The sequence below is a fragment of the Ferdinandcohnia sp. GQ5 genome (assembly GCF_059759275.1).
Genome location: NZ_JCAXEW010000030.1, coordinates 1 through 24,972, shown reverse-complemented (window position 1 = coordinate 24,972; position 24,972 = coordinate 1). Strand labels below are relative to the sequence as shown.

26 protein-coding genes and 1 riboswitch are annotated in these 24,972 nt (G+C 40.4%); of the genes, 10 read left to right on the top strand and 16 right to left on the bottom strand.

Going from position 1 to position 24,972, the window contains the following annotated elements; translation table 11 throughout:
• Window positions 1–770 precede the first annotated feature (770 nt).
• Both AC6CHV_RS24890 and AC6CHV_RS24885 read right to left on the bottom strand, forming a co-directional pair.
• Complete coding sequence (locus tag AC6CHV_RS24890; protein ID WP_341333278.1) at window positions 771–1,280, bottom strand: YwhD family protein; 510 nt, start codon at window positions 1,278–1,280, stop codon at window positions 771–773.
• Window positions 1,281–1,579: 299 nt separating this feature from the next.
• Complete coding sequence (locus AC6CHV_RS24885; protein WP_498079881.1) at window positions 1,580–2,260, bottom strand: site-2 protease family protein; 681 nt, start codon at window positions 2,258–2,260, stop codon at window positions 1,580–1,582.
• 87 nt (window positions 2,261–2,347) lie between these two features.
• Here AC6CHV_RS24885 and thmT point away from each other — a divergent pair, with 87 nt between their 5' ends.
• Window positions 2,348–2,536, top strand: coding sequence for a 2-hydroxymuconate tautomerase (gene thmT, locus AC6CHV_RS24880; RefSeq protein ID WP_121448328.1), 189 nt, complete (start codon window positions 2,348–2,350; stop codon window positions 2,534–2,536).
• Between the two features lie 57 nt (window positions 2,537–2,593).
• Here thmT and AC6CHV_RS24875 read toward each other — a convergent pair whose 3' ends face one another.
• Entirely contained in the window at window positions 2,594–3,154 is a 561-nt protein-coding gene (locus tag AC6CHV_RS24875; RefSeq protein ID WP_440273254.1) for a DUF4256 domain-containing protein, read from the bottom strand.
• 244 nt (window positions 3,155–3,398) lie between these two features.
• Between AC6CHV_RS24875 and AC6CHV_RS24870 the strand changes: the two genes are divergently transcribed.
• A complete protein-coding gene (locus AC6CHV_RS24870; RefSeq protein ID WP_341333281.1) occupies window positions 3,399–4,700 on the top strand; it encodes an NCS2 family permease in 1,302 nt (433 codons plus the stop codon).
• Between the two features lie 228 nt (window positions 4,701–4,928).
• Here AC6CHV_RS24870 and AC6CHV_RS24865 read toward each other — a convergent pair whose 3' ends face one another.
• The 3 genes from AC6CHV_RS24865 to AC6CHV_RS24855 form a co-directional block, all read right to left on the bottom strand.
• Window positions 4,929–5,435: a YwgA family protein gene (locus tag AC6CHV_RS24865; protein WP_341333282.1), complete on the bottom strand. Its 507-nt coding sequence runs from the start codon at window positions 5,433–5,435 to the stop codon at window positions 4,929–4,931.
• 41 nt (window positions 5,436–5,476) lie between these two features.
• On the bottom strand, window positions 5,477–6,772 hold the full coding sequence (locus tag AC6CHV_RS24860; protein WP_341333283.1) for an HD domain-containing protein: 1,296 nt from the start codon (window positions 6,770–6,772) through the stop codon (window positions 5,477–5,479).
• Window positions 6,773–6,982: 210 nt separating this feature from the next.
• Window positions 6,983–7,210, bottom strand: a complete 228-nt coding sequence (locus AC6CHV_RS24855; protein ID WP_121448333.1) for a DUF1450 domain-containing protein — start codon at window positions 7,208–7,210, stop codon at window positions 6,983–6,985.
• 298 nt (window positions 7,211–7,508) lie between these two features.
• Between AC6CHV_RS24855 and AC6CHV_RS24850 the strand changes: the two genes are divergently transcribed.
• Window positions 7,509–8,201 carry an RsfA family transcriptional regulator gene (locus tag AC6CHV_RS24850; RefSeq protein WP_341333284.1) on the top strand — a complete coding sequence of 231 codons (693 nt, stop codon included), beginning with the start codon at window positions 7,509–7,511 and terminating at the stop codon, window positions 8,199–8,201.
• Between the two features lie 51 nt (window positions 8,202–8,252).
• Here AC6CHV_RS24850 and AC6CHV_RS24845 read toward each other — a convergent pair whose 3' ends face one another.
• The 8 genes from AC6CHV_RS24845 to AC6CHV_RS24810 all read right to left on the bottom strand — a co-directional run bounded on the left by AC6CHV_RS24845 (window position 8,253) and on the right by AC6CHV_RS24810 (window position 17,794).
• Window positions 8,253–9,821, bottom strand: coding sequence for a hypothetical protein (locus AC6CHV_RS24845; RefSeq protein ID WP_341333285.1), 1,569 nt, complete (start codon window positions 9,819–9,821; stop codon window positions 8,253–8,255).
• 14 nt (window positions 9,822–9,835) lie between these two features.
• Window positions 9,836–10,855 (bottom strand): ABC transporter permease subunit, encoded by a 1,020-nt coding sequence (locus AC6CHV_RS24840; protein WP_341333286.1) that lies wholly within the window; start codon window positions 10,853–10,855, stop codon window positions 9,836–9,838.
• 171 nt (window positions 10,856–11,026) lie between these two features.
• The gene (locus AC6CHV_RS24835) at window positions 11,027–11,410 is read right to left on the bottom strand and encodes a VOC family protein (RefSeq protein ID WP_121448337.1); all 384 of its coding nucleotides are present in this window, start codon (window positions 11,408–11,410) and stop codon (window positions 11,027–11,029) included.
• A complete protein-coding gene (locus tag AC6CHV_RS24830; RefSeq protein WP_341333287.1) occupies window positions 11,400–12,422 on the bottom strand; it encodes an ABC transporter permease in 1,023 nt (340 codons plus the stop codon). Before AC6CHV_RS24830 ends, AC6CHV_RS24835 begins: the two co-directional genes overlap by 11 nt.
• Window positions 12,391–13,929, bottom strand: a complete 1,539-nt coding sequence (locus AC6CHV_RS24825; protein ID WP_341333288.1) for a sugar ABC transporter ATP-binding protein — start codon at window positions 13,927–13,929, stop codon at window positions 12,391–12,393. Before AC6CHV_RS24825 ends, AC6CHV_RS24830 begins: the two co-directional genes overlap by 32 nt.
• A gap of 37 nt (window positions 13,930–13,966) precedes the next feature.
• A complete protein-coding gene (locus tag AC6CHV_RS24820; RefSeq protein WP_341333289.1) occupies window positions 13,967–15,043 on the bottom strand; it encodes a sugar ABC transporter substrate-binding protein in 1,077 nt (358 codons plus the stop codon).
• Between the two features lie 551 nt (window positions 15,044–15,594).
• A riboswitch (SAM riboswitch) is annotated at window positions 15,595–15,750 on the bottom strand.
• A 319-nt stretch (window positions 15,751–16,069) separates the two neighbouring features.
• Window positions 16,070–16,897: an octanoyl-[GcvH]:protein N-octanoyltransferase gene (lipL, locus tag AC6CHV_RS24815; RefSeq protein ID WP_121448341.1), complete on the bottom strand. Its 828-nt coding sequence runs from the start codon at window positions 16,895–16,897 to the stop codon at window positions 16,070–16,072.
• A 357-nt stretch (window positions 16,898–17,254) separates the two neighbouring features.
• Entirely contained in the window at window positions 17,255–17,794 is a 540-nt protein-coding gene (locus tag AC6CHV_RS24810; RefSeq protein WP_121448342.1) for a CarD family transcriptional regulator, read from the bottom strand.
• 252 nt (window positions 17,795–18,046) lie between these two features.
• On the opposite strand from AC6CHV_RS24810, the gene AC6CHV_RS24805 reads away from it, so the two are divergent.
• Window positions 18,047–18,475, top strand: a complete 429-nt coding sequence (locus AC6CHV_RS24805; RefSeq protein WP_121448343.1) for a winged helix DNA-binding protein — start codon at window positions 18,047–18,049, stop codon at window positions 18,473–18,475.
• 178 nt (window positions 18,476–18,653) lie between these two features.
• Here the strand turns inward: AC6CHV_RS24805 and pta are convergent, their stop codons facing one another.
• Window positions 18,654–19,625, bottom strand: coding sequence for a phosphate acetyltransferase (gene pta / locus AC6CHV_RS24800; protein WP_341333290.1), 972 nt, complete (start codon window positions 19,623–19,625; stop codon window positions 18,654–18,656).
• Window positions 19,626–19,918: 293 nt separating this feature from the next.
• Between pta and hemQ the strand changes: the two genes are divergently transcribed.
• The 3 genes from hemQ to gerQ all read left to right on the top strand — a co-directional run bounded on the left by hemQ (window position 19,919) and on the right by gerQ (window position 21,980).
• A complete protein-coding gene (gene hemQ, locus AC6CHV_RS24795; protein ID WP_121448345.1) occupies window positions 19,919–20,671 on the top strand; it encodes a hydrogen peroxide-dependent heme synthase in 753 nt (250 codons plus the stop codon).
• Between the two features lie 342 nt (window positions 20,672–21,013).
• Window positions 21,014–21,436: a cell wall hydrolase gene (locus AC6CHV_RS24790; RefSeq protein WP_121448346.1), complete on the top strand. Its 423-nt coding sequence runs from the start codon at window positions 21,014–21,016 to the stop codon at window positions 21,434–21,436.
• Between the two features lie 55 nt (window positions 21,437–21,491).
• Window positions 21,492–21,980 (top strand): spore coat protein GerQ, encoded by a 489-nt coding sequence (gerQ, locus tag AC6CHV_RS24785; RefSeq protein WP_246006490.1) that lies wholly within the window; start codon window positions 21,492–21,494, stop codon window positions 21,978–21,980.
• Between the two features lie 44 nt (window positions 21,981–22,024).
• Here the strand turns inward: gerQ and AC6CHV_RS24780 are convergent, their stop codons facing one another.
• The gene (locus tag AC6CHV_RS24780) at window positions 22,025–22,396 is read right to left on the bottom strand and encodes a DUF423 domain-containing protein (protein ID WP_341333291.1); all 372 of its coding nucleotides are present in this window, start codon (window positions 22,394–22,396) and stop codon (window positions 22,025–22,027) included.
• Between the two features lie 96 nt (window positions 22,397–22,492).
• On the opposite strand from AC6CHV_RS24780, the gene pxpB reads away from it, so the two are divergent.
• From pxpB to AC6CHV_RS24765, 3 genes are read left to right on the top strand one after another with little or no spacing between them, the layout of a single operon-like run.
• Window positions 22,493–23,215: a 5-oxoprolinase subunit PxpB gene (gene pxpB / locus AC6CHV_RS24775; RefSeq protein ID WP_498079880.1), complete on the top strand. Its 723-nt coding sequence runs from the start codon at window positions 22,493–22,495 to the stop codon at window positions 23,213–23,215.
• Window positions 23,202–23,960, top strand: a complete 759-nt coding sequence (pxpA, locus tag AC6CHV_RS24770; RefSeq protein WP_498079879.1) for a 5-oxoprolinase subunit PxpA — start codon at window positions 23,202–23,204, stop codon at window positions 23,958–23,960. Before pxpB ends, pxpA begins: the two co-directional genes overlap by 14 nt.
• A 4-nt stretch (window positions 23,961–23,964) precedes the next feature.
• Entirely contained in the window at window positions 23,965–24,891 is a 927-nt protein-coding gene (locus AC6CHV_RS24765; RefSeq protein ID WP_341333294.1) for a 5-oxoprolinase subunit C family protein, read from the top strand.
• Window positions 24,892–24,972: the final 81 nt, after the last annotated feature.

The window sequence follows — 24,972 nt, the reverse complement described above, 5'->3', positions numbered from 1 at the left end:
CCGCTGGATTTAGCCACTCTCTGTCCGAATTTGAGCTGGGTTCGGACTCTGTGCCCTTGATTTAGCCACTCTCTGTCCGAATTTGAGCTGGGTTCAGACTCTTACCGCTTGATTTTGCCGTGCTCTGTCTGAATTTGAGCTGGGTTCGGACACAGACCGCTTGATTTAGCCGTTCTCTATCTGAATTTGAGCTGGGTTCGGACACAGACCCCCTGATTTAGCCGCTCTCTGTCTGAATTTGAGCTGGATTCGGACTCTGTGCGCTGGATTTAGCCGTTCTCTGTCTGAATTTGAGCTGGGTTCGGACTCTGAGCATTTGATTTAGCCGTTCTCTGTCCGAATTTGAGCTGGGTTCGGACACAGACCGCTCGATTTAACCGATATCTGTCTGAATTTGAGCTGGGTTCAGACTCTTACCGTTTGATTTTGCCGTTCTCTGTCTGAATTTGAGCTGGATTCAGATTCTAACCGACAGAATTGGCCGTTTCCTGTCCGAATGACGGCTGGATTCGGACACATTCATCGGGTACTTTAAACTTTGCGTCACAATCAGTTCCTAATTTTACCAATCATGGACTCTATACTTAGAACGAACCCTCTTTTCTCAAATCATCTTCTGTAATTGTGACATTTTGGTGAACAAACAGACTAAAGCTTGAGCTTTTTTAACAAAATAAAGTACACTAAATTTACAATGTACACACATTGAAACTAGGACATAGAAACCCCCAGACCTACACAGCCTGGGGGTTTCGCTTTTATTCTCATCTTTATTTGACCTTAAGCCCCTCTTTTAACTCCTCACTTGAGTTATCCCAAATTTCTTTATTGTGGTTAATTAAGAAATCCGCAAGTAGCTTCTTTGATTTGTCGTCCATAAAATCGACCATGATATGGCGCTTTAATGATTTATCCATTTTGTTTACGTGCTCCGGTAAGGATTTATAGCCACGACGAATCGAGCGGTCAACCGTCATTTCACAAGCTGTTACTCCCGCATAATATGGACCCTCTTCCCTTCGATCAATCGTAACCCACACAAGCCAGTATGGCTTCCCATTAGGGACATCTTCTTTATTCGGTAGAAATTTTATCCCTTTTTCAACCACACTTCGTGCATGCATTGCACCGACGTCAACAAATACATCTTCAGCGTCTATATCAACAAATACGGGTGAAATATTTTCGAGGCTAAGCGCCCCAATTCCATATCCTTTATGCCCATCAGTTGGATCATTTTTAATGATATTAAAGGCTACTTTTTTCTTGTTTTGATCCACCGTACATCCACCTTTCCCTTTCCAAAGGATGTTCTAAAAATCGGCCGAAAGTGACGCATAGAATTTCTGGGTGCATTACTCCACGAACATAGTGAATAACCAGTTATGTGCTTGCGTCCTAGTTTATTCACGAAGGCAATTCCTCACTGCAAGGCTGCAAAGGAGTTAACTCAAGCAATTGCCTCGCTCCGGTACTCAGGAGCTCGCGCCGCCTTGAAATTCTTGGTCCTTTTCACCCTCCTTTAGAACTCACATTTTTCTATTCATTACCAACCATTTTACCATATGAACTTCTAATTTTATAATTGAAGAATTGGTCTGAAGATCATGACCAGTAGATCTGTGATGGCATATACCCCATTCGTCAGTAACGGATATAGAAACCGATCCCCAACTGGTGTAATGACCAGAACCAAAAACAGCACAATTCCAAGTCCCTCATACTGTGTTAATTTTGGGCGGATACGAGCTGGGACAAGGTCTTCAATGATGCGATATCCATCAAGCGGTGGAAACGGTAATAAGTTAAAAATAAACAGCACAAGGTTCAACCGTACAAACAGGTTAAAGAACGTTTCAAAACCCTCTCCAAATGCTTCTGGAATCGATGCAAATACACCAACACGAATCAAGATGATATAAATGAGTAAAGCAAGTGCCGCTACAAGCAGGTTACTTAGTGGTCCAGCGACGGAAACAAGAATCCCAGCAAGCCTTGGCCGTTTAAAATGAAATCGATTAACAGGTACAGGTCGTGCCCATCCAAACCCAGCTAGGAAAATCAGAATTGTCCCAAAAGGATCTAAATGAGCAATCGGGTTTAAGGTCAATCTCCCTTGCCGCTTTGCTGTGTCATCCCCAAACTTATATGCCACATACGCATGAGCAAACTCATGTACCGTAAAGGCAACCAGTAATGTGATCACTACATATGGTATCAAAGATAAATCAAATGCTAAAAAACCACTTAATTGTTCCACCAAATTTCCCCTTTTTGTAGAAAAGTTGTTATTTTCAGTATACAATACTCTTATGATGATATAAAAGAATGATTGGAGAGATTCATTGTGCCATACGTAACAGTAAAAATGCTAGAAGGACGCACTGAAGAACAAAAAAAGGCGCTCGTTGAAAAAGTAACTGCAGCAGTATCTGAAACAACTGGAGCTCCAGATGATAAAATTGTTGTTTTTATTGAGGAAATGACAAAAAACCATTATGCAGTAGGCGGCAAACGCTTAAGTGATCAAGAATAGAGTGTTTAAAAACCCGTGGTAAAGAAACCACGGGTTTCTATTTTTATTATGTAAAAATTAAACCCTCAATGAGCCACGGAAGCCTCTAGCTCCATAGTAGGAATCTGCTCCATTGTGGTATGTAAAGACAGTGTCATAGCGACGATCACAAAAGATAGCCCCGCCAAGTTTTCGAATAGCTGCCGGCGTCTGGACCCAACTCGACGTTTTCAAGTCAAAATTTCCAAGTTCCTGAAGTTCACGATATTGTTCTTCTGTTAATAGTTCAATGCCCATTTCCGTTGCCATATCGATAGCACTGTTATCAGGTTTATGTTTTTTTCTGGCTTCAAGTGCTTCACGGTCGTAACAAACACTTCTACGGCCTTTTGGGCTTTCTGCTGAACAATCATAAAAAATATACTCATCGGTATCCTTATCATAATCAATAACATCCGGTTCACCGCCAGTTGCTTCCATTTCGTTTAATGACCACAGTTTTTCTGTATTAGCTTCTAGCTTTGCTTGAACTTTTGCCCATTCAAGATCGCTGTGGCGGTTCAAATTTTTCTCAAATCGCTCTTGTAGTGTGTTGAGCAATTCTTCAACCTGTTCTAGTGACAATTCCTTTTTTGCCATGTTGAATTCCTCCTTATAACTTCTACTCTAGTAAGCTTATCTTAATTTTACCCCAAGATCGCTATTTTTTGCAGGGCAAACAACCTTTCTCTCAGTCAAAATCCACGATTTTCCACCTCACCAAATGACTATTCCGGGAAAACTAACCGAAGACAATTTAAACTTTCTCTTGCAGTCCATCTTTAAAACGAATATTATAGAAAAGGATTTTTAAATCGTTCGTCTTTTGGAGGTACAAACTATTATGTTTAAATTATCGGAGTTAAATACAACCGTTAAAAAGGAAGTTCTAGCAGGGATTACGACCTTTTTAACCATGGTATATGTCGTCGTCGTAAATCCTGTTATTTTATCAGATGCAGGCGTTCCTTTTGAACAAGTGTTTTTAGCTACAATTATCGCAACTGTTGTGGGAACACTTTGGATGGCACTCTTTGCAAATTATCCAATTGCGATTGCTCCTGGAATGGGATTAAATGCTTTTTTTGCTTATTCAGTTGTAGGTGCAAATGAAAACATTACGTATGAAACAGCATTTGCTGCTGTATTTGTGGCTGGTATCATTTTTGTCATTTTGTCATTGACACCGTTTCGTGAAAAATTAATTGAGGCGATTCCACCAAACTTAAAGCACGGGATCACAGCAGGAATTGGTTTATTTATTGCCTTTATTGGTCTTCGTCTTACAGGGATTATCACCGCACATCCAACAAATTTAGTTACATTAGGTGATTTACACGCGCCACAGGTCCTTTTGGCACTTGCAGGATTAGCAATCACCCTTATTCTCATGGCACGTAAAGTAAACGGAGCTTTATTTTTCGGAATGATTATCACAGCTCTTATTGCATACTTTACGGGACAACTTGAGTTTAAAGAAGGATTCATGGACAAGCCGTCTCTACCTGAAGGATTAATTATTGCAAATCCATTTGCTGCGATTGGCGATGTCATTCAGTACGGACTATACGCTGTTGTCTTTTCATTTTTACTCGTTACAATCTTTGATACGACAGGTACGATGATTGGAGTTGCTGAACAGGCAGGGTTAATGAAAGGTAATGTTATGCCACGTGCAAGACAAGCCCTTCTTGCTGATTCGGTTGGTACAACGGTTGGAGCCATGTTTGGAACAAGTCCTACAAGTGCTTATATTGAATCGTCAACTGGGGTAGCTGCAGGTGGTCGAACAGGTCTCACTTCAGTAACAGTTTCAATCTTGTTTATCATAGCTGCCTTCTTCGGACCTTTGGTAAGTGCCGTTTCTGGGATTGCGGCGATTACAGCCCCAACCTTAATTATTGTTGGTTCACTCATGATGGGAAGCATTGCACATATCAAATGGAATGAGATTGATGAAGCCTTTCCAGCATTCTTAATTATTCTAAGTATGCCACTCACATCGAGTATTGCAACAGGAATTGCATTAGGCTTTATTTCCTACCCGCTTATGAAAGTGGTCATGGGTAAATGGAAAGAAGTGCACCCACTTGTTTATCTATTTGCTGTATTGTTTTTCTACCAACTTGCATTTTTACCACATTGATACAGAATGTGAAAGCGACTTGAAATTGAACGTCTACTAACTACTGCCACGTCCTGTGGCAAACGTAGACGTCAGCACATCGTGTGCAAGTCCGACAAGCATAAGAAATGCCAGCAAGAAGGATGTAGTTTATCCTTCTTGACGGATTAGCTTATGACCTCGAAGTGCTAGGCGCTGGAACTGGACTATACAAAAAAACTCGGCAGATTCTACCTGCCGAGTTTTCTATTAATGTTTTACAAGATTACGAAGAGAATCGATATATTGATAAGCTTCTTCAACTTCCTCGTCTGTATAACGTTGCTTTGCTTTTAATGTAAATACTTTCTCTTTGACTTCTTCCTTTTCAAGTCCCTCGAAGTATAAGACAGTAGACACCAGCTCTAAAAAGCGCGCACTTTGTTCATTTAGGGCTTGCATGCAGTCTTCAAGTGGAGGCATGTCCAATTGGTAATGTCCCAAAAACTGCTCGCCTTTTTCGGTCAATGCGTAGCGATATTGATAATAGCCACCTTTTTTCTCTTTGACCTCATCCAAAAATCCAAGATTGCAGAGCTCCTCCACACGTAATGTGAGCTCCTCTGAGTATGGCCCGTAAAAATGAAAGTTGTACTTTTCGTAAAATGGGTAATCAATCTTTTTGGCGATGTAAATCATTTTTTGAAGTTTTTTTCGACCCGTGATTTCCCCTGCAGCAGCGAATGCCTTCATTACCTTTGCATGTTCTGTTAACAAAACCCCTTCATCTCCTCATCCGAAATTGGCCAGAATACCTTTTATATATCTAAAACATCTTTTATTTTCTGTTTTACTGTATCATTTGGTAATTTTCCAATCATGTCTTGTGGAAAATATAGCTTGTGATCCGTACGCCTTTTTCCAGAAATGGCATCCACAATTTCAGACTGCCTTGATAATTCGCGAATTTCTCCATTTGGCATTAACAAGTTGATTGGAAGTCTTTCTTCTTCCTCACCCGGCCGGTAAAAATCATACGGCAAATCTGATGATGAATCGACCACTAAATAATAAGTCGGATCAATCCCTGCTTCCTCAAAAAGAGTTCTTAGCTCCATCATTTTCATCATTTGTGCACTAGGATCAAACTCTACATATTTAAAGAGATTACGATTGAGAAAACGACGGCATAAATCACTTAAAATTTCGTCATCCTCGTCCTGCCATACCTGAAAATAGAAAGTAAAAATCGCTTCATCTAGTTTTACATAATCATGTAATGTCAGCTTTTCTTCAAAAATGGATATCAAATGGACAGGGGCTGTTTTAAATTCGTAGTGTTCCTTGTACAAATGTTTGGCACGATGGAGGATTTTTGTTAAAATGACCTCTGCGCTTCGTGTAACGGGATGGAAATACACTTGCCAATACATTTGGTATCTGCTCATAATGTAATCTTCAACCGCATGCATCCCACTGCTTTTAAAAACAACTTGGTCTTCCTGCGGTCTCATGACACGCAAAATCCGCTCCATATCAAAGTTTCCGTAACTAACACCCGTATAATAAGCATCTCGTAATAAATAATCCATACGGTCAGCATCAATTTGACTGGAGATGAGACTCACGACTAATTTATTTTTATATGTTTTTGCAATCACTTCGGCGACTTTTTTCGGAAAATCATCTCCGACTTGTTTCAGTACGCGATTTACTTCTGTATCCCCAACAATGATTGCTTGTGTAAATTCTTCATGATCATAATGAAATACTTTTTCAAATGAGTGTGAGAATGGCCCGTGACCTAGATCGTGAAGTAGTGCCGCACATAAGCACAGTAAGCGCTCCTCGTCATTTAACAAGGGGCGTTCACGAAATACATCATCGATAATTCTCCGGACAATTTCATATACACCTAATGAATGGTTAAAACGGCTATGTTCCGCCCCGTGGAAGGTAAAATAGGTTGTCCCTAATTGGCGGATGCGACGCAATCTTTGAAACTCCGATGTTGCGACGAGTTCCCAAATCACTTTATCCTGAACATGAACATACCTATGTACAGGGTCCTTAAACACCTTTTCTTCACTTAATTTCCCATTGGAATTTGTCATGTATTCAACCTCTTCCATACTGGCATGCTATTATTATATATTTTTATGACTGACAAAAAAACCTAAAATTCTTCATAAATCGCCTTTAGCCAAGTCATATCAATGGTTGGAAAATTTTTCGACATGCATTAGAATTTCTAGGTGGATTTTGGGAAACCCTGCATAAAAAGCATAAAAAATCACCTTTTCTCTTAGGAGAGAAAGGCGATTTTAGTCCATTTTCAATTTCTTCATGACTTTTTCAATCAACTCGTCTTCAGTTGGAGCTGATACCGGACGGTTGTTAACGAATGCGAATGATTTTTTTCTACCAGGGCCACAGTATGATTGGCAGCGGATATCAATGGTTGCCTCACTATCTACTTCCTTTAAGCGTGGCACTAATGTTTTAATATTGGTTGCCTGGCAATCATCACAGATGCGAAATTCGTTTGCCATATTACGTACAATCCCTTCATTTTGTAAATTCCGAGTCGTTCATATATTTGATCAGTCATGATTAGCATGACGATTTCCTTTAAAAACACTACATGGTATTTTAACCCTTACAACATAGCCATTGCAAGGGAACGAGACAATTTTCAAAAATTCTACACATGTACGAGGTATGATATCTAAATATAAATAAATAAGTCTACTATCCTTTTACAAATATGGTATAAAGTTTGAATCTATTGACCAATATAAGTAATAACCTAATGCAACTATATACATTTATATTGGGAGATGAATAAATATGAAAGAAAGACAAGATGCTTGGACAGAAGAAAATGATTTGTTATTAGCTGAAACTGTTTTAAAACACGTAAGAGAAGGTAGTACACAACTAAATGCTTTTGAAGAGGTTGGAGATAGATTAAACCGTACCTCTGCTGCTTGCGGCTTCCGTTGGAACGCTGTTGTTCGTCATAGCTACGAGAAGGATTTACAGCTTGCAAAGAAGCACCGTAAACAACGCCAACGTGCACTTGGTAAAAATCAACCTGTGAAAAAGCAGCTGTTGTATACACCACCAACTCCAAGTCTAGAAGAGTTTGCGGACGAGCTCCCGCTATTTCCATCTGAATCTACGAGTATACGTCAGGAAACACGGACACCGCAGTATTCTACTTCTAGACCACAAATGACGATTGATTCCGTGATTTCCTATCTTCAATCTATGGGCAGCAAAAATCTCGGGATTGAAGCACTGAAATCCGAGAATGAGAGATTGAAAAAAGAAAAGAATGAGATACTTCGTAAAAATGAGGAACTTGAAAAGAAAATTGCCCAGCTTGAGCAAAGTTCTGCCAATATTCAAGAAGACTACGAAACATTAATGAAGATTATGAACCGTGCACGAAAACTCGTCTTATTTGAAGACGAAGAACGTCCAGCTACTTCTTTTAAAATGGACCGCAACGGAAATTTGGAGAAAATGGCGGAATAGAGTAGATACCCCCCTGGCTGTTTGTTTTTACAAACGGGCAGGGGGTTTGTTTTACCAAGGACCTACTCCTTCAAATTCTACTTTTTCAATCGTTTTTTCTGGTGTGATGTAGAACATTACAAATATCGATTTAATACCAACCTCTAAATAGCTCTCTTTCAATAGGGAACTTTCTAGGGCGTAAACATATCTTTCTTTGTCTTGAAACTCAACATCTTTTACTGCATCTATTGGCAAATGGTCCACCAATAGTTGATAAGCTTCCTCTACATTGGTAATAGGTTTTTTAAACTTAATCACGGGTTTTTCACAACGACCCGCTCCAATTGTTCTACATTTAAGGACGAAGGTATCGGTCTCATAATCGTTATCTGATTTCTTCTCCATATGGAGTTCTAGATGCTCTAATTTATCGTAAAACCCACCTTTTGCAGTGGTTGCAACTGTTGTCGCTACAAGTTTTCCATTTTCAAACACATATTTATCTTCATCAAAATGTTTTGCTTCATTAACTACTTCCTCGACTTCCTCCTCAACCTCTTCCTCAACTGGTGCAGCCACTTCTGTTGTCTTATTTCCAACCCCAGTTACAATAACGGTTCCAACCATAACCACAAACATGACTAGTGTCACAGCCCCCGCCATTTTACTAGTAACAAACGCTTCTCCAACTCTTTCAACCAAACGTCTTACCGTTTGATTTTTCTCACTAGATGTCTGTCTTTCAAATAATTTCCTGAACCCCTCACTCAATAATTGAAACGTTAGCAGCAGCAATGTAAGTGCAAGTGCTGGGAACAGCGGTATCCAGATGGCCTTCATTACTTCATAACGGGCAGCAGACAATAGCCCTGGCCAATCGAACACTCCAGTCACAGAGTTATATCCAGATTCCTCATGAAAAGTCCCACCACCTGGAATATAGTCAATTGCATGCTCAATAAAATATTGAAACAATGCAAGCTGTCCCACTAGCAATGTCACACGTGCTAAATCATTAAAAAAATTGACAACTACACTTTGGGAAACGGATTGCAAATAATGCATGACTGATAACTGAAAGGGAGTGCTCCCCACCGTCACACTCGCTTGGACAAACTCTTTCTGCGAAACCTCGTAAATTTCATGGGATAGAATATAACTAACCCTCCCCACTTCAATAAGTGCGATGATCATGACTTTCCAATATACAGCGTTTTCCAGGCCTTCAACTGGGACAATTTCAAGAAGCAAAATGGCAGCAATAATAGTGGGGATACTCCCAAATAAGGAATACCACCCATTTGACACCATGTAGGCAATTCCTTTTTTCGTAGAAGCCAGAAATGCCATCGGAATCGCAATGATGTACCGAATGAATGTGATGAGCACGATAATTTTAAGGGTATCTTTTGCACCTATAACTATCATACTCAATATATCGCGAGCTTCGCGGTCAGTCCCCAGTGGATCTTCTTTAGAAGGCGGAAAAGGCGCCCTTCCAATCTCTCCACCCTCATAAAACCTCATACGGTGTTCGGGAGCAGTATCATCAATAAAAGGCAAATGTGGCCCAACAAAACTAATAAATAACATGAATCCGAGTAGAACTAACCCTGTCCAAAGCGAACAATTTTTCATGAACACCCTCCTCCCTAATGACCAGGTTTTACGTAAGAAATAATATAAAACACAAATAACCAAACAAATGCATATTGAAAAATAACTTTTGTAATTTTGGTCAACATATTTCTTTTTTCAATCTCATACTTATTTTGCCAAATCACAGACACGACTTGAGTGATTAATAGGAGAACGACAAAGCAGAAAGAAATTTCTACGATTAGCCCTGTTTCCGGAAAATCAGCATATGGTTGATTTTCCGGAATATTTAAATCTAACCGTTTGATTGACACCATCATTCGCCAAGCTGCACCCTTATACTCCATCAACCACTCAACAATGAATAGATTCGAAACGACATAGGTCATGACAACACCAACATGTTGTAAGATCGAACGAAAGCATTTTTTCAAGATATGCTTATATATAACATATCGTTGGGTCAGTCCCTTTGCGCGAGCATATTGAATATACATCTCGCCATCCTCAGCTGATAGTGCAGTAAAGATAATTCTCGCAAAATACATCATTGGATAGAGAGACACTAAAATCCCTGGTAATATGAAGTTAAACCACTGGTCATGACCAAAAAAATCAATAAATCGAAAGTGAATTAAAATAATCCACTGCAACGAAATAATCATAAAAAAGTCAGGTAAAGAATTGAGGAAAGAGGTTACCCCTGTTCCTAAAAAGTTTAGGGACGTATAACGATTACGATAATCAAAAATTCCTTTTCCGATTCCTAGTGCAATCGCTAGCAAAAAGGCCGTCACAATCACCGATAAACTTCTCGGAAAATATTCAAGGACGATTTCTTCAAATGGCTCCTTATTTTTCGTTGCCCCAAGACTGCCCTCAGTCTGAAAATTGCTGGTAAAATGCTTGATTGTTTCCCAACTATCGGAAACAGGGAATAACATTTTTAGTCTTGAAAAAAACGTTGACACATCCCCATTCCCTAGAAAATAGGCAATACCCAGTACAACCAGCACAAAATAAAGAATCGATACCAAGTCTCGCCCACTAAATACTCTTAATCTCTTAAGCACCCAAAATCCCCCTCTCACCTCTTACTGTAAAAAATAGGAACTACCACAAAATCATACCATATATGTAATTTTCAGAAAACACCCTCATTTATTGACGTATATAGACATAAAAAAGTTGCACGAAAAATAAAAAAAACCAGAGGATCCCCCCTGGTCGCAAATTACTCTCTATTATTTTTGAAACAATTCAATCCATTCGCCGTCTGGCCCATTGAAGAAAACGTATTTAGCCCCGCTTGGAAGCGTCGTAATGTTTTCATCAACAAACGTAACACCATGCTCTTTAACTCTTGCAATTTCTTCTTCGATATTTTCAACGGTAAATGCGATATGATGTACCTTTCCTTCTGTTGGAAGGTTTGGATTATATCCGGAAATGAGCTCAATCACTGTTTCGTCTGAATCACTAAAGCCAAGGAATGCTAGCTTCAAGTTTGGATCGACATGGTCCTGTTTTTCTAGCAACTCTAACCCCAATACTCTTGTATAAAACTCAATTGTCGTGTCTAAATCCTTTACTTGAATTCCAACATGTTCTAGTTTTTTAAGCGGCATGTTTTTGCTCTCTCCTTTTTCGAATGATTTTTGGTCGGTATTTAACGCCAATGTAGGTCACAGCAAGTGCCAAGACCAGCACCCCACCTTTTACAATTTCAAATGCATAGTATGGTAGATTTAGCATGGTTAGTCCATTCAAAAGAACTCCAATAAGTGCTGCTCCAAAAAAGGTTCCAAGTGCATTTGGCTTTCCAGCACCAAGCACGGAGAATCCAACAAACACCGCAGCAACAGACTCCATTAACAGTGAAGCACCCGCATCTATTTGTCCCGAACCGACACGAGCAGTAAACAATATTCCCGCCATTGAAGCAAACACTCCAGAAACGGTATACGCAATCAGCTTTACCTTATTTGTATTGATACCAGACAATCTTGCAGCCTCTGCATTTCCACCTGTCATATATAGAATTCGGCCCCATCTCGTATGGTTAAGAATCACATAAGCAAGAAGCACGAAAACGAGCATAATCCAGACCGGAACCGGTAATCCCAGCATCTTCCCTTGCCCAATCCATAAAAATGCTTGATTGAACTCACCAGGGGCCGTCCCGCCACTGGTCAATGGCATATGGTTATAGATGGAATACCCTTCCGTATAGGTCCGGTGCAGACCTGATACGATATACATCATTCCAAGTGTCGCGAGTAGATCCGGTATCCCTATTTTTACGATTAAAAACGTATTTACAAGACCAACTACAACCCCAACTAATAGTGGTAATAGCAGTACCACCCAGAGCGGTAACTCATACCAGACCATCAATGACGCCGTAATCACGACCGACAATGACATAGTTGACCCTACTGATAAGTCAAATCCATCAACAACAAGCGTAAACGTAACCCCTAACGCAAGAAGTGTTACAATTGAGATGGATCGTAGGATATCTGATAGATTTCCATATGAAAAAAATGCACTGTTCACAGTACTAAAATAGATTAAGATAAAGCCCATTAATAAGATTGCCCCATATTTAAACAGGAAGCTGATGATATTCCCTTTCATGTACGTCATCCTTTCCACCACTAGCATACAAAAGGATTTGATCCTGTGTGGCCTCTCCTCCTGAAAGTTCCTTTACGATTTCTCCGTCATACATCACAAGAATCCGGTCTGAAATTCTTATAATCTCATCGATTTCAGAAGAAAAATAAAGGATCCCTTTCCCCTCATCGGCGAGGGAATAAATAAGCTTGAAAATATCCTGCTTCGCACCGACATCAACCCCTTTTGTCGGCTCATCAAACAAATAGAGGCCCGCATTTCGAGAAACCCATTTTCCAATCGCAACCTTTTGCTGGTTTCCTCCACTTAAATGCTCAGCCAGAGTTTCCGTATCGTTTGTTTTTATTCCAAGCAATTCAATAATGGAGCTTGCATAGCTCTTTTCAGCCTGTCGATTCATCATTAAAAACGGTGAGAACTTTTTCAAATTGGCAAAGGATAGATTTGTAGAGATTGATTCATGAATAAACAACCCTTCCTTACGGCGCTCCTCTGAAATAAGCGCAAAACCTGCCTCAATTGCTTGTTGTGAATGGGTAAAATGATGAGATTTCCCCTTCACGATCACATCACCCTGTTCGTAAGGACGAAGGCCAAACAATGTTTTCGCAAGTTCTGTTTTTCCAGCGCCAACTAACCCGACAACCCCAACAATTTCCCCTTCAGAAACCGTAAACGAAACATCGGTAAGCTTTTCCCCATCATCAAGCCCCTTTACCTCTAAAAGAAGATCACCCGTCACGGCTTTTCGTTTCGAGGATTGTTCTGTATAGGTACTTCCAAGCATCGTTTCGACAACTGTTTTTGGAGTCACCTCTTTAGTTGAAAAAGTGTTTATCGTCCTGCCATCACGCATAATCGTTAACCTGTCACAGATTTCAAACACCTCGGGTAATCGGTGTGAGATAAAAACGCAACCGACACCTTTTTCCTTCAGTGTTTTTACAATATCGAAAAGGTATTTTGTTTCCTCAATCGATAATGGTGCAGTTGGCTCGTCAAAAATGATGACCTTCGCTTCATGTGCAAGGGCTCTCGCAATCAAAACCAACTGCTTTTCGGCAAGTGATAACTCTAATGCCTGCTTTGTCATTGGTATATCCGTGACATTCAAGAGCCTTAGAATCGAGGCTGCTTTTTCACGAAACTTTCTTTTATTAATGAACAAGCTTTTTTCAGTTGAAAAAGTATCGAGTAAAATATTTTCAGCAACCGTTAACTGCGGTACAATCGCCGTATCGACCTCTTGATAAACAATGTGAATACCAGATGATTTTGCATCCTTCGGAGAACGAATATCAATTGTTTTGCCTTCAAGGGTAATCGTCCCAGCGTCGAGCCCATAGGCTCCTGATAGAATTTTCATCAGCGTGCTTTTTCCAGCGCCATTTGCCCCAAGCAACGCGTGGACCTCGCCCCTTTGTAGCTCAAAAGAAGCATTCTCAAGTGCAACCACATTACCGAAACCTTTTGTAATTTCCTTCATTTCGAGTAAAGGCATCTGCATATCCTCCTTTACAGAGGACCCCTTGAGGCCCCCATTTTTACTCCCCAGCTTCAAGCTTTTTCAGCTCATCTGTGTAACCTTGTTCGCTTTTACCCCAGCCTTCAATGTATTGGTCAAGCTCTGCAGTTGTAATTTTTTCTTCAGGCAGTGCATCCTTTGTTACGAATACTGGCTCTAGTTTTACTCGTTCTGGTGTTTCATCACCATTTAGTTTTTGGTAGGCAAAACGAACTTGAATACGTCCGATATCTTTTGGATCAACCGCCGCAGATGCAACCCATGGGCTGTTTTCTGCTTGAATCATTTGTAAATCTTCATCACTCATGTCAATTCCATAAACTTTAATGTCTGAACGGCCTGCTTGTTCAATTGCACGAACAGCACCTTTTGCAAATTCATCCCACGCTGCCCAAACTGCTGTAATTTGACCCTCTTCAGGATATTGCTTTAAAAGAGCTTCCATCTGTGCTTGTGTATCAAGCGCAGTATTAGCAGTCGCTGCACCAAACGTTGCAATTTCCTTTATACCAGTATTGTTGTCAAGAAACTCTTGATAGGCGATTTGACGTCTTTCCATTGGAGCAAATCCAGCCACCCAAATTTTTACGATATTTGCTTCACCACCAGCATCTTCCGCTAATTTCTCAAGTGTCATTTGCGCCATTTGCTGGTCACCTTGTTCAAGAACTGTAACCCCATCCACTTCCACTTCTGCATCAAACACTACAACTGGGATACCTTTTTCTACCGCTTTTTGAACTGAACCTTGTAGGGCTTCTTTTGTTCCGTGGTCAATCAAGATAGCATCAAATCCTTGGTTTACCGCCGCATCGACGTTTGACGCCATTTTTGCTAGGTCTCCATCAGATGTAAAAACAGTTGTATCGCCAGCAAACTTTTTCACCTGCTCTTCAACACCCTCAATATATTGAGCAGAAAAAGTTCCTAAGTTTTGTTGCATAATTAAAGCGATTTTTTTGTTTGCTAATGGATGTTCAGAATTTTTTACTTCTGTACTATCTGTTTTTGTTGTTTCCTCTGCGACTTTCGGTTGGCATCCAACCAATACTGCAATAAGTAGTAACGCTGTGAATAATAGTTTTGTTAATTTCATTGTGTTTCTCCCCTTTTTTGTATGTCATCCATTTTCATATTAAATGGCTGATTTCGTAGACATTGTTGCTTTTTGCACCGTTGATCTCCACTGCAGGCGGACGCTTTCCGCGGGCGTGGCTTGAGCCTCCTCAACGAAGTGTGGAGGCGGCTTGAACAGAAACGAGAAAATTGGCCGACTAAAGCGCCACGTCCTGTGGCGACGTCGGCACTAGCACATCCTGTGCGTCGGAGACTCCGACAAAGAGGCGTATTTTGCCTCTGAAGGAGGAGTTGAAATTTCTCGAGTTTCTAGCCGCTGCAACTGGACAGGTCGCTGTCGCGTCTGCGGGGTCTCAAGTCTCATGCTTTTCCCGCTGGAGTCGCCGCCTTCCGCTTCAATCAACTTGGTTTGCACTTCTTATAAAAGCAACAATCTATTAGAAAAGAGCCATTTTAATCTACTTACTTTTTAAAAAGCCACCACTCTCCCGTTTATGAGGCCTTTTTTGAAAAAAATAAAAGCCTCTTTCTCATCAGAAAGAGGCTTGAAGCATACAAAAGTCTTCGCACCTCTTATCTACCAGAAAGAAAAATCCTTCTGTTGGAATTAGCACCGTGCCTTACGGGTCATACCCGGCGAAAAAAACTCGCCCCATTTCACAATGGTATTACGGTCGGTTGCTGGGCGTCATAGGGCCAAATCCCTCAGCCTACTCTTGATAAGAGAAAAATACAGCAAACATATTCAATTAACTTCATTCAAATAACTTACTTGACGAGAATCATATCATGCCCAAAAATAAAATTCAATATTTTTATAATAAAAAATATTTTAATAGTGAAAATATCTTTTGGAGAAAAAAATTACGGTAAAACGCAATCATTGGATTTAGTACGCAATTGTGATCTTCTATCACGCAATTATCGAATTTAACATACGCATTTCCGGGCATCTATCGCGCAATTATCATATCTAACACGCAATTGCACGCCCACAATCCCATTTTTCCACAAAAAAACTAGGAGAACCAAATCTCCTAGTTTCCTATAATGCTTTTTCGTTCCGATCAAGTACACGTGCATAATTTTGCTCAAATAACGGCATTTCTTCTCCCGTTAATTGTGAAGCAAAAATGTGCTCACTTTCTTTTTTTAATGTTTGAAGCAACAGCATCATGACGGTTTGTACGGTAAGGTTTGGATCAACTAATTCCGCCAAAGAAGCCATTGTTTCGGGTTTTACATCTGGGTAAACAAATTTCGTCTCCGCACCTTGCAAACCTATATCATAGAACCGACGGATGATGTCTGCTCGTTCTGACCCACTTCCGGTCACACCTAAATAAATTTGCACAGCCACTCCATTACGTAAGCGGCGCTGAGAAATCCCCGCAAACTTTTTCCCATCTATACTTAGATCATAGCTTCCAGGGCAATATGATCCAACGATTTCTCGTGCAACGATATCGACTTCATAGCCCTCAAGCATTTTTCGAATGAGTTCAAGCATTGTATCGTATCCGCGGTTGATATCAATCCCTTTTTCCGTCTCAGGAAAAATGAGTGAAATGTTCAACACTCCCTCATCTAATACCACTGCTAGTCCACCTGAATTCCTAACAATCGCGCGATAGCCCAATGATTCAAGGAACTCAACCCCTTCATCCAAAAAAGGCAATTTAGTATCCTGTATCCCAAGAACTATGGTTTGATGATGAACCCAAGTCCGCGCTGTAGCTGGCGATTCACCTTTACCCACAAACGCACAAAGAGTGTCATCTATCGCAAACGATTGTAGTGCATCAAATTGATAGCCTAGACTAGATTGATCAATAATCCGCCAACTTGGCTGAAATAAAAGACTTTCGGTCATAAGGCATACTCCTATAATATCAAATGCGCCATGGCGTATTTGCGCCCAGATTTTAGGCCCACATGAAGTGGGTCATAAAGACGTTGCCACAGGACGTGGCGTTCTTAGTCTTTGAACTTACTTGCTCGAAAAGTTTCCATTGAAAATCTGTGGCATCCGCCGGAGGCTTTAACTTTATTCAGTCAGAGTTAGAACCCCGACTGAATTGTATACTCTGTTTGCATTCATCCCCCACAGAAGTAGGAGACTTCTGAATGAATAAAGTTAATAAATACTAGATTAACAATGAGGTTCTTAAAAGAAATAAACCCCAAAAAACCAGGCGATGCCTGGTTCCTGTACCGTCCTATTTTACCCTTAATTTACGTATTTAGCTACCTCATGTCGTGAGGTTTTGCTCATTTTAAAGGCAATCATTTGATTGATTTTTTTCGTTACGGCCTCAACCGTTGTATCTAACGTAATCGCCAATTCTTTATAAAATATTTTTTGTAAATAAAGAAGTAAACGACGGTCATGTTCCGACAATTTTTTATCGTTCATTTCAAATTCATGCTTTTTACAAAGCAATGTATTTAGTACTTTAGATATTTCTTCTCTATTTCCGGACGAAGCTATTCCAGAATAGACTTTATGACGCTCCGAACTGTTGTCAATCCACTGAATTCCTGGTAGCTTAAAGGATTCTAAGATTTCCTCTGATTCACTTTTATCAATAATTCCTTGCATTAATACTTTGTCATTATCCACTGGGTTTTGGATTATCAACGTGCTGTCTTCAATTGGGTGCATTATATAATAAGTCCGAGTCATACCACCGTATGTTTTTTCACAAATATCATCTATCTGGCATATACCCATATTCGAATAAATCACTAGATCACCGATATTAAACATGTACCATGCTCCTATCCAATGGATTGTCAACTTAGTTGACTTTATTTAATCATACACCATAATTCAAAAAATATCAACTTGGTTGACAAAAATAACATTTCCAAGACAAATAACCGACCTGTAAAACCTCAATATCCTGTATAAATCGACAAAAGTTTCAGCTTAACCCTCACATAAATTTTGTCAACTTAGTTGACTACATCTATTTATTTTTGTATAGTAATGGCGATTATAAAAACGGGAGTGGAATTTATGGACCCTGTACTTCAACATTTAGATTTAATCGACCTCTTAAGTGAAAGACATGGACAGCTTCGAGGGATTGCAGAAAAATTATGGAATGAGACCAGCGACATCGCGATTTCAAATTCAGAATGGTATATCATGTCGCGGATCTATAAAAGACAAACAACGATTGCGAATGTTTCTAAAAATGTTGATATAACTAGGCAAGCAACACATAAATTTATAAAAAACTTAAAGGCAAAAGGGCTAGTCAACGTAATGGATGTTGAAAACAACAAAAAGGAAAAACGAATCGAATTAACCCCCCTTGGTGAAGAGTGCTATGAGAAAAATGAGGAACTAAAAGCAACGATTGAAAAACAAATCATAGAAAATATCGGGGATGAACAAGTAGAGCTATTAAAAAAAGTATTAAAAACGGATTGGAACATTTGAAATTCAGACAATTGGGTGTGTAGCTGACGATTTACTGCCACTGTTTCAGAAATACTGCCATTAATCTTAATTTACTGCCGCTATTTCTAATTTACTGCCACTAATCGTAATTTACTGCCACTAGCAAAAATACACCCACAAAAAAGGCCATGTCCTAAAGACATGGCCATTCTCATTCTTACAACGCTTGCGCTGCTGTGATTAAAGCAAGTTTATAAACATCCTCTGAGTTACAACCGCGTGAAAGGTCGTTTACTGGCTGATTTAAGCCCTGTAAAATTGGACCAACCGCTTCAAAGTTTCCGAGACGCTGTGCAATTTTATATCCGATATTACCCGCTTCAAGGCTTGGGAAAACAAATACATTTGCGTCACCTTTGATTATGGAATCTGGTGCTTTTTTCTTTGCAACAGATGGAACAAATGCCGCATCAAATTGGAATTCTCCATCCAATACTAAGGCAGGATTCATTTCTTTTGCAATTTTAACAGCCTCTGCTACTTTTTCCGTTTCAGGAGATTTTGCAGAACCTTTGGTTGAGAAGCTTAACATAGCTACTCTTGGTTCGATATCAAACATATCAGCCGTATTGGCACTTTCAATTGCAATCTCTGCTAAATCCTGACTATCTGGTGCAATATTAATCGCACAATCAGCAAATACATATTTCTCATCTTCACGAACCATGATAAATACACCAGAAGTCTTCTTCACACCTTGTTTTGTTTTAATGATTTGAAGGGCAGGACGAACCGTGTCTGCAGTTGAATGTGCCGCACCACTTACAAGCCCGTGTGCTTTACCTGTATACACTAGCATGGTTCCGAAGTAATTTTCATCCTTAAGGATCTTACGTGCATCCTCCTCAGTTGCTTTGCCCTTACGTCGTTCAACAAATGAAGCCACAAGCTGATCGAACTCTGGATATGAATTAGCATCATAGATTTCCACTCCTTCAAGGGAAACACCAAGTTCCTTCGCTTTGTTTTCAACCGCTGCTTTTTCGCCAACTACAATTGGTACAAGTACCTTTTCACTTGCCAAACGGCTTACCGCTGTTAAAATGCGCTCATCTAATCCTTCTGGAAAAACAATTTTCATTTCCTTTCCAGATACCTTTTGTTTTAATTGAGTAAATAAATCGCTCACTCTTATTCCTCCTAGTATGTTAATAAATGCGTTTTATGTAAGTTAGGCATTTAGCCGTACCAAAACTGCCAACCATTAGGATACGGCTTTTTTCATCAATTGAAAACCAAAAAGCCTTAAAAATCATGTGACAGTATTATGACACTATCTTCAATTTTCCCAACAACCTGACAAAATACTCACTCTCACTTTTGTTCACAAAATCTCCTAAGGTTTAATCACTTTGCTATAGGGGAAACTGTGATATAGTAGTGTTGAATACATAAACATGTGATAAATAAGGAGTGATTGTAATGGCTGAAGCAGCACAAACGCTTGATGGCTGGTATTGCCTACATGATTTTCGTTCGATTGATTGGACGTCTTGGAAAACCCTTTCTAGTGACGAGCGACAAGCAGCAATTCATGAATTTCTTGGTTTAGTAGATAAGTGGAATAAAACTCAAGCAGAGAACCAAGGAAGCCATGCATTATATACAATTGTCGGCCAAAAGGCTGATTTCATGATGATGATTCTTCGCCCAACAATGGAAGAACTAAATGAAATCGAAAATGAATTCAATAAAACAAAGCTTGCTGAATACACAATTCCTACATATTCTTATGTTTCTGTTGTTGAATTAAGTAACTATGTAGCAGGCGAAAGCAATGAGGATCCATATCAAAATCCTTATGTACGCGGACGTTTATACCCAACCTTACCGAAGAACAAATATGTTTGCTTCTATCCAATGGACAAGCGCCGTGAAGGCAATGACAACTGGTACATGCTTTCAATGGAAGAACGCAAAGAGCTTATGCGCAGCCACGGTATGATTGGCCGCCAATATGCAGGAATCGTAAAACAAATCATCACAGGCTCTGTTGGCTTTGATGATTATGAATGGGGCGTAACCTTATTCTCGGACGATGTGCTTCAATTCAAGAAGCTTGTCTATGAAATGCGCTTTGACGAAGTAAGTGCTCGATACGGTGAATTCGGAGCATTCTTCGTTGGAAACATTTTAACTGAAGAAAAAGTACCACAATTCCTACACATTAATTAAGAAAAGTGACAGGCGCCCTGTTTTAGGCGACAAGCATAAGAAAAGCGCTGACAGAAGGTGCATTTTACCTTCCGAAGCGCTTTTCTTAGACCAGAGAGCCGATGGCGCATGAAACTAGACATAAAAAAAGAGAGGGACTTCCTCTCTTTTTTTTATCCATATTCATAATCCTTTTTCCTCGCTCATACAATGCAATGATGAATCCACTAAACATACCACCAAAAAGTTCTAGTCAAAATCCCAAAAATAATCAAAAAGTAGGAACCCATCTTTCACCTAAACAATAAGTTAGTAAAGAGGCTTTTTCATTATCCTTGTCTTCTTTTGTAGTGAGGTGAAAAGATGGCAGTAGTTGCGCACACGGAAGCAGATGTAAAGCTGTTAGCAAGGTTGTTACGCGCTGAGGCTGAAAGCGAAGGTAAACAAGGCATGCTATTAGTAGGGAATGTCGGGGTAAATCGCGCGAGATCTCGTTGTCTGGATTTTAAAGATATTAACACCATCCGAAAAATGGTCTTTCAAAGTCCTGGTGGCTTTGAAGCAACCCAAAAGGGCTATTTCTACCAGGCCGCTCGACCGTCTGAGATTGCACTTGCACGAAGGGTACTAAAAGGGGAAAGGTTTCACCCTGCCAGGTTTTCTTTGTGGTTTTTTGAACCATCAGGAAACTGTCCAGCACAATGGTTTAACCAGTGGAACGTGGGAAGGTTTAAAGCACACTGCTTCTACCAACCAACACAGGAGGATTGTCCAGACGTTTTCTAAGGCATATGCCTTAATTTAAAAAGAGAAAAATTAAACATTCTGAGGAGGGCTTACATTGAGTCAAGATAATCAATCAATGCAAAATCCATATGCTGCTTACGGGTTTAACCCGCAAAGTATGGGCCAGTTTGGGGGCTACATGGATCCAAACCAATTCGCATATGGGGGATATCCATTCCAACAGCAACAACAAGGAGGCTTTCAGGCACCACAAACGCCAACTTTCGCTCAAACGGGTGGGGTCGCGCAAAATGTACCGGGTATGCTTCCGCTTGAAGAATCCTACATCGAAAACATTCTTCGCCTGAACAAAGGAAAGCAAGCGACTGTTTACATGGGCTTTGATACCACGAACCAACAAAAAGTCTTCAAAGGCGTTGTTGAAGCTGCAGGGCGTGACCACATTATTTTAAGTGACCCTCAAACAGGCGTGCGCTACTTACTCTTAATGGTCTACTTACAATACATTACATTTGACGAAGAAATTGAGTACCAATATCCATTTGGTGGAGGCCAAGGCCTAGTCAATTACCCACCACGCTAAAAAAGTAAGGAGTGTCCGCGGACACTCCTTTAATCTTTCGTTTTTTACATATGTTTTGCGGCAGCCACTATTAATAATACCCAACCTAGTAAAAAGGCAACCCCACCAAGCGGTGTGATGGCACCAAGGATTTTAATACCAGTCACACTTAAAACGTACAAGCTTCCAGAAAATAAAAAGATTCCCACAAGCAAACTCCAACCAGCCGTTGTAATTAAACTAACTTGTGAAAACTTGTCCGCTAAAAAGGCAACAACAAATAATCCAATCGCGTGAAACATTTGATATTGGACAGCTGTATTCCATGTTTTTAAGTATTTTTCGGTAATTTTTCCTTCTAAACCATGGGCACCAAATGCACCAAGCGCAACTGCTAAAAATGCATTAATCGCTCCCAATATTAAGAACAATTTCATTTTCGTTCTCCATCCTTTTTTTAAAATTCGTATTTTTATTCTACCATATTCATTATAAGATAGGAGTAGGACTCTAGACCATAAAGGAGTTTTACTATGAACTACGAGATTATACCTATTGGAGACATGGCCCTGCAAATTCTATACAAGGAGCCTGCTTCAGACAACTTGCAGCGTCAAATTCAGCAAACCACGAAACACATTGAACAAATGAGTATACCAGGTGTTGTTGAACTCGTTCCTGCCTTTCAATCAATAACAGTTTACTATAATCCAATTCTCACTACCTATCATCGTCTTTTTGCTCAGGTTGCTGAGATTTGCGAAAAGCATTCCACAGAACAAAGCACCACTTCAAAAGAGATCATTGTGATTCCAACCTGTTATGATGGTGAGGACCTCGAGAATGTCGCTCGCAGGAATGGGCTCTCAACCGAAGAGGTGACTTCCATACATAGCAGCGTTGATTATCTTGTCTACATGATTGGCTTTTTACCGGGTTTTCCGTATTTAAAAGGGCTCCCAGCTACACTTAGCACACCGCGCCTGGCAACTCCCCGATTAAAAGTTCCAAAAGGGGCGGTCGGCATCGGCGGTGATCAAACAGGGGTGTATCCACTCGAGTCACCAGGAGGGTGGAATCTCATTGGACGAACTCCGGTACCTTTATTTGACCCGGAACGGCAGAATCCGTTTTTACTGAAAGCAGGGGACTACCTCCGCTTCACTCAGATTTCAGCACAAGAATACAGAGAAATTGAAAATCTAGTAAAAGAAAACCAATACAAAGTAGAGGTGAAAAAAATTGAAAACCATTGATTTAAATTGTGACTTAGGGGAAAGTTTTGGTGCCTATAAAATCGGGAAAGACGAGGAAGTCCTCTCCTTTATTTCCAGCGCAAATATCGCTTGTGGGTTTCACGCAGGCGACCCGCATGTAATCAATCAAACTGTACAGCTGGCGAAGAAATATGGCGTCGCTATCGGTGCCCATCCAGGCTTTCAGGACCTTGTCGGATTTGGCAGGAGAGCCATGGCCGTTTCACCAAATGACGTCTATGATCTTGTTCTTTATCAAATCGGTGCTCTTGCTGCATTTTGTAAAGCACACGAAGTAAAGCTCTCTCACGTAAAACCACACGGTGCTCTTTATAATATGGCCGCAGTCGACACTAACCTTGCAGAGGCAATTGCTAAAGCTGTCAGCAGATTTGATCCCACTCTTTCACTCTATGGACTAGCTGGTAGCAAGTTAATTGAAGCTGGAGAAAAATACGGCTTACATACGGTTTCCGAAGTGTTTGCTGATCGAACCTATCAACCTGATGGAACCTTAACACCAAGGACCCAAGGGGACGCAGTTATTCACGACAGCCATGTTGCAATCAAACAAGTTCTGCAAATGGTGAAAGAACAAACCGTTCAAACGACAACTGGCGAAATTATTCCAATTAAAGCTGACTCCATTTGTGTTCATGGCGACAATGATCACGCCCTCCAATTTGTACAAGAATTACGACATGCACTAACCAATGAAGGCATTACTATTAAGGCATTTAGGTGATTATATGGGACAACCGCTATTTACCGTCCTTAAAAAAGGACTTTTAACCACATTTCAGGACCTAGGCCGCTATGGCTACCAACAATTTGGAGTCGTAACAAGTGGAGCAATGGATACATATTCAAGCCAGCTTGCTAATATTCTAGTCGGTAACTCTAGAGAGGAGGCCGTACTTGAAATTACCATGCTTGGCCCGACATTACGGGTAGAAGCAGACGCAATGACACTCTCTGTTTGCGGGGCAGACTTGAGCATGACTGTGAATGGAAACAAAGCCCCATTATGGCAGTCGTTTGTTGTGTCAAAAGGGGATATTATTAAGTTTGGCAAACCCGTATCGGGAACTCGCGCATACTTAGCAGTGGCGGGCGGATTTGAAGCTCAAGAAGTCCTCGGAAGTAAATCATATTACGCAAAGGCAAAGCTTGGGACAGAGATCAACGATGGTGATATTATTTACGGTTCTGTTGATACTCTTCGAAAAAATACAGGACTCTCGCACTACCTTGTTCCAACCTTTGATAAAGGGGTAACCGTTCGCGCAATTTTAGGGCCACACCAGGATTATTTTACCGAGAGTTCCATCGAACAGTTTTTTAGCGACACCTTTCAGGCCCTTCAAGGGGACCGGATGGGGTATAGATTAAAGGGGACAAAACCCTTGCAGCATAAAGAAAGGGCCGAAATTGCATCCGACGCAATCCCTCTTGGTGGTATTCAAGTTCCAAGTAGCGGCGAGCCCATCATCCTTTTAGCAGACCGGCAAACAACAGGGGGCTATCCTCGAATCGCAACGATCATTGCCGCCGATACTTATAAAATCGCCCAGCTACCGCCTGGTGGAACGATTCGATTTGAGCGCTGCAGCATTGAAACTGCCCATCAACTCTATAAAAAAAGAGAGAACTTTCTCAAAAACCTCCAATGGTGATGCACCTTGGGGGTATTTTTTTGCCTCATACTTTGATATCGGACACAATTTTACAGATATCGGACAAAGAAAGAATTTTAT

Excerpts from the sequence above, each read along its gene's own strand:
- AC6CHV_RS24870 (WP_341333281.1), top strand. The coding sequence starts at position 3,399 with ATGTTTAAATTATCGGAGTTAAATACAACCGTTAAAAAGGAAGTTCTA.
- AC6CHV_RS24820 (WP_341333289.1), bottom strand. The coding sequence starts at position 15,043 with ATGAAATTAACAAAACTATTATTCACAGCGTTACTACTTATTGCAGTA.
- lipL (WP_121448341.1), bottom strand. The coding sequence starts at position 16,897 with ATGACCGAAAGTCTTTTATTTCAGCCAAGTTGGCGGATTATTGATCAA.
- AC6CHV_RS24850 (WP_341333284.1), top strand. The coding sequence starts at position 7,509 with ATGAAAGAAAGACAAGATGCTTGGACAGAAGAAAATGATTTGTTATTA.
- AC6CHV_RS24860 (WP_341333283.1), bottom strand. The coding sequence starts at position 6,772 with ATGACAAATTCCAATGGGAAATTAAGTGAAGAAAAGGTGTTTAAGGAC.
- hemQ (WP_121448345.1), top strand. The coding sequence starts at position 19,919 with ATGGCTGAAGCAGCACAAACGCTTGATGGCTGGTATTGCCTACATGAT.
- AC6CHV_RS24790 (WP_121448346.1), top strand. The coding sequence starts at position 21,014 with ATGGCAGTAGTTGCGCACACGGAAGCAGATGTAAAGCTGTTAGCAAGG.
- AC6CHV_RS24835 (WP_121448337.1), bottom strand. The coding sequence starts at position 11,410 with ATGCCGCTTAAAAAACTAGAACATGTTGGAATTCAAGTAAAGGATTTA.
- AC6CHV_RS24830 (WP_341333287.1), bottom strand. The coding sequence starts at position 12,422 with ATGAAAGGGAATATCATCAGCTTCCTGTTTAAATATGGGGCAATCTTA.
- AC6CHV_RS24765 (WP_341333294.1), top strand. The coding sequence starts at position 23,965 with ATGGGACAACCGCTATTTACCGTCCTTAAAAAAGGACTTTTAACCACA.
- pxpB (WP_498079880.1), top strand. The coding sequence starts at position 22,493 with ATGAACTACGAGATTATACCTATTGGAGACATGGCCCTGCAAATTCTA.
- AC6CHV_RS24810 (WP_121448342.1), bottom strand. The coding sequence starts at position 17,794 with ATGTTTAATATCGGTGATCTAGTGATTTATTCGAATATGGGTATATGC.
- AC6CHV_RS24780 (WP_341333291.1), bottom strand. The coding sequence starts at position 22,396 with ATGAAATTGTTCTTAATATTGGGAGCGATTAATGCATTTTTAGCAGTT.
- AC6CHV_RS24845 (WP_341333285.1), bottom strand. The coding sequence starts at position 9,821 with ATGAAAAATTGTTCGCTTTGGACAGGGTTAGTTCTACTCGGATTCATG.
- AC6CHV_RS24805 (WP_121448343.1), top strand. The coding sequence starts at position 18,047 with ATGGACCCTGTACTTCAACATTTAGATTTAATCGACCTCTTAAGTGAA.
- AC6CHV_RS24855 (WP_121448333.1), bottom strand. The coding sequence starts at position 7,210 with ATGGCAAACGAATTTCGCATCTGTGATGATTGCCAGGCAACCAATATT.
- AC6CHV_RS24875 (WP_440273254.1), bottom strand. The coding sequence starts at position 3,154 with ATGGCAAAAAAGGAATTGTCACTAGAACAGGTTGAAGAATTGCTCAAC.
- AC6CHV_RS24825 (WP_341333288.1), bottom strand. The coding sequence starts at position 13,929 with ATGCAGATGCCTTTACTCGAAATGAAGGAAATTACAAAAGGTTTCGGT.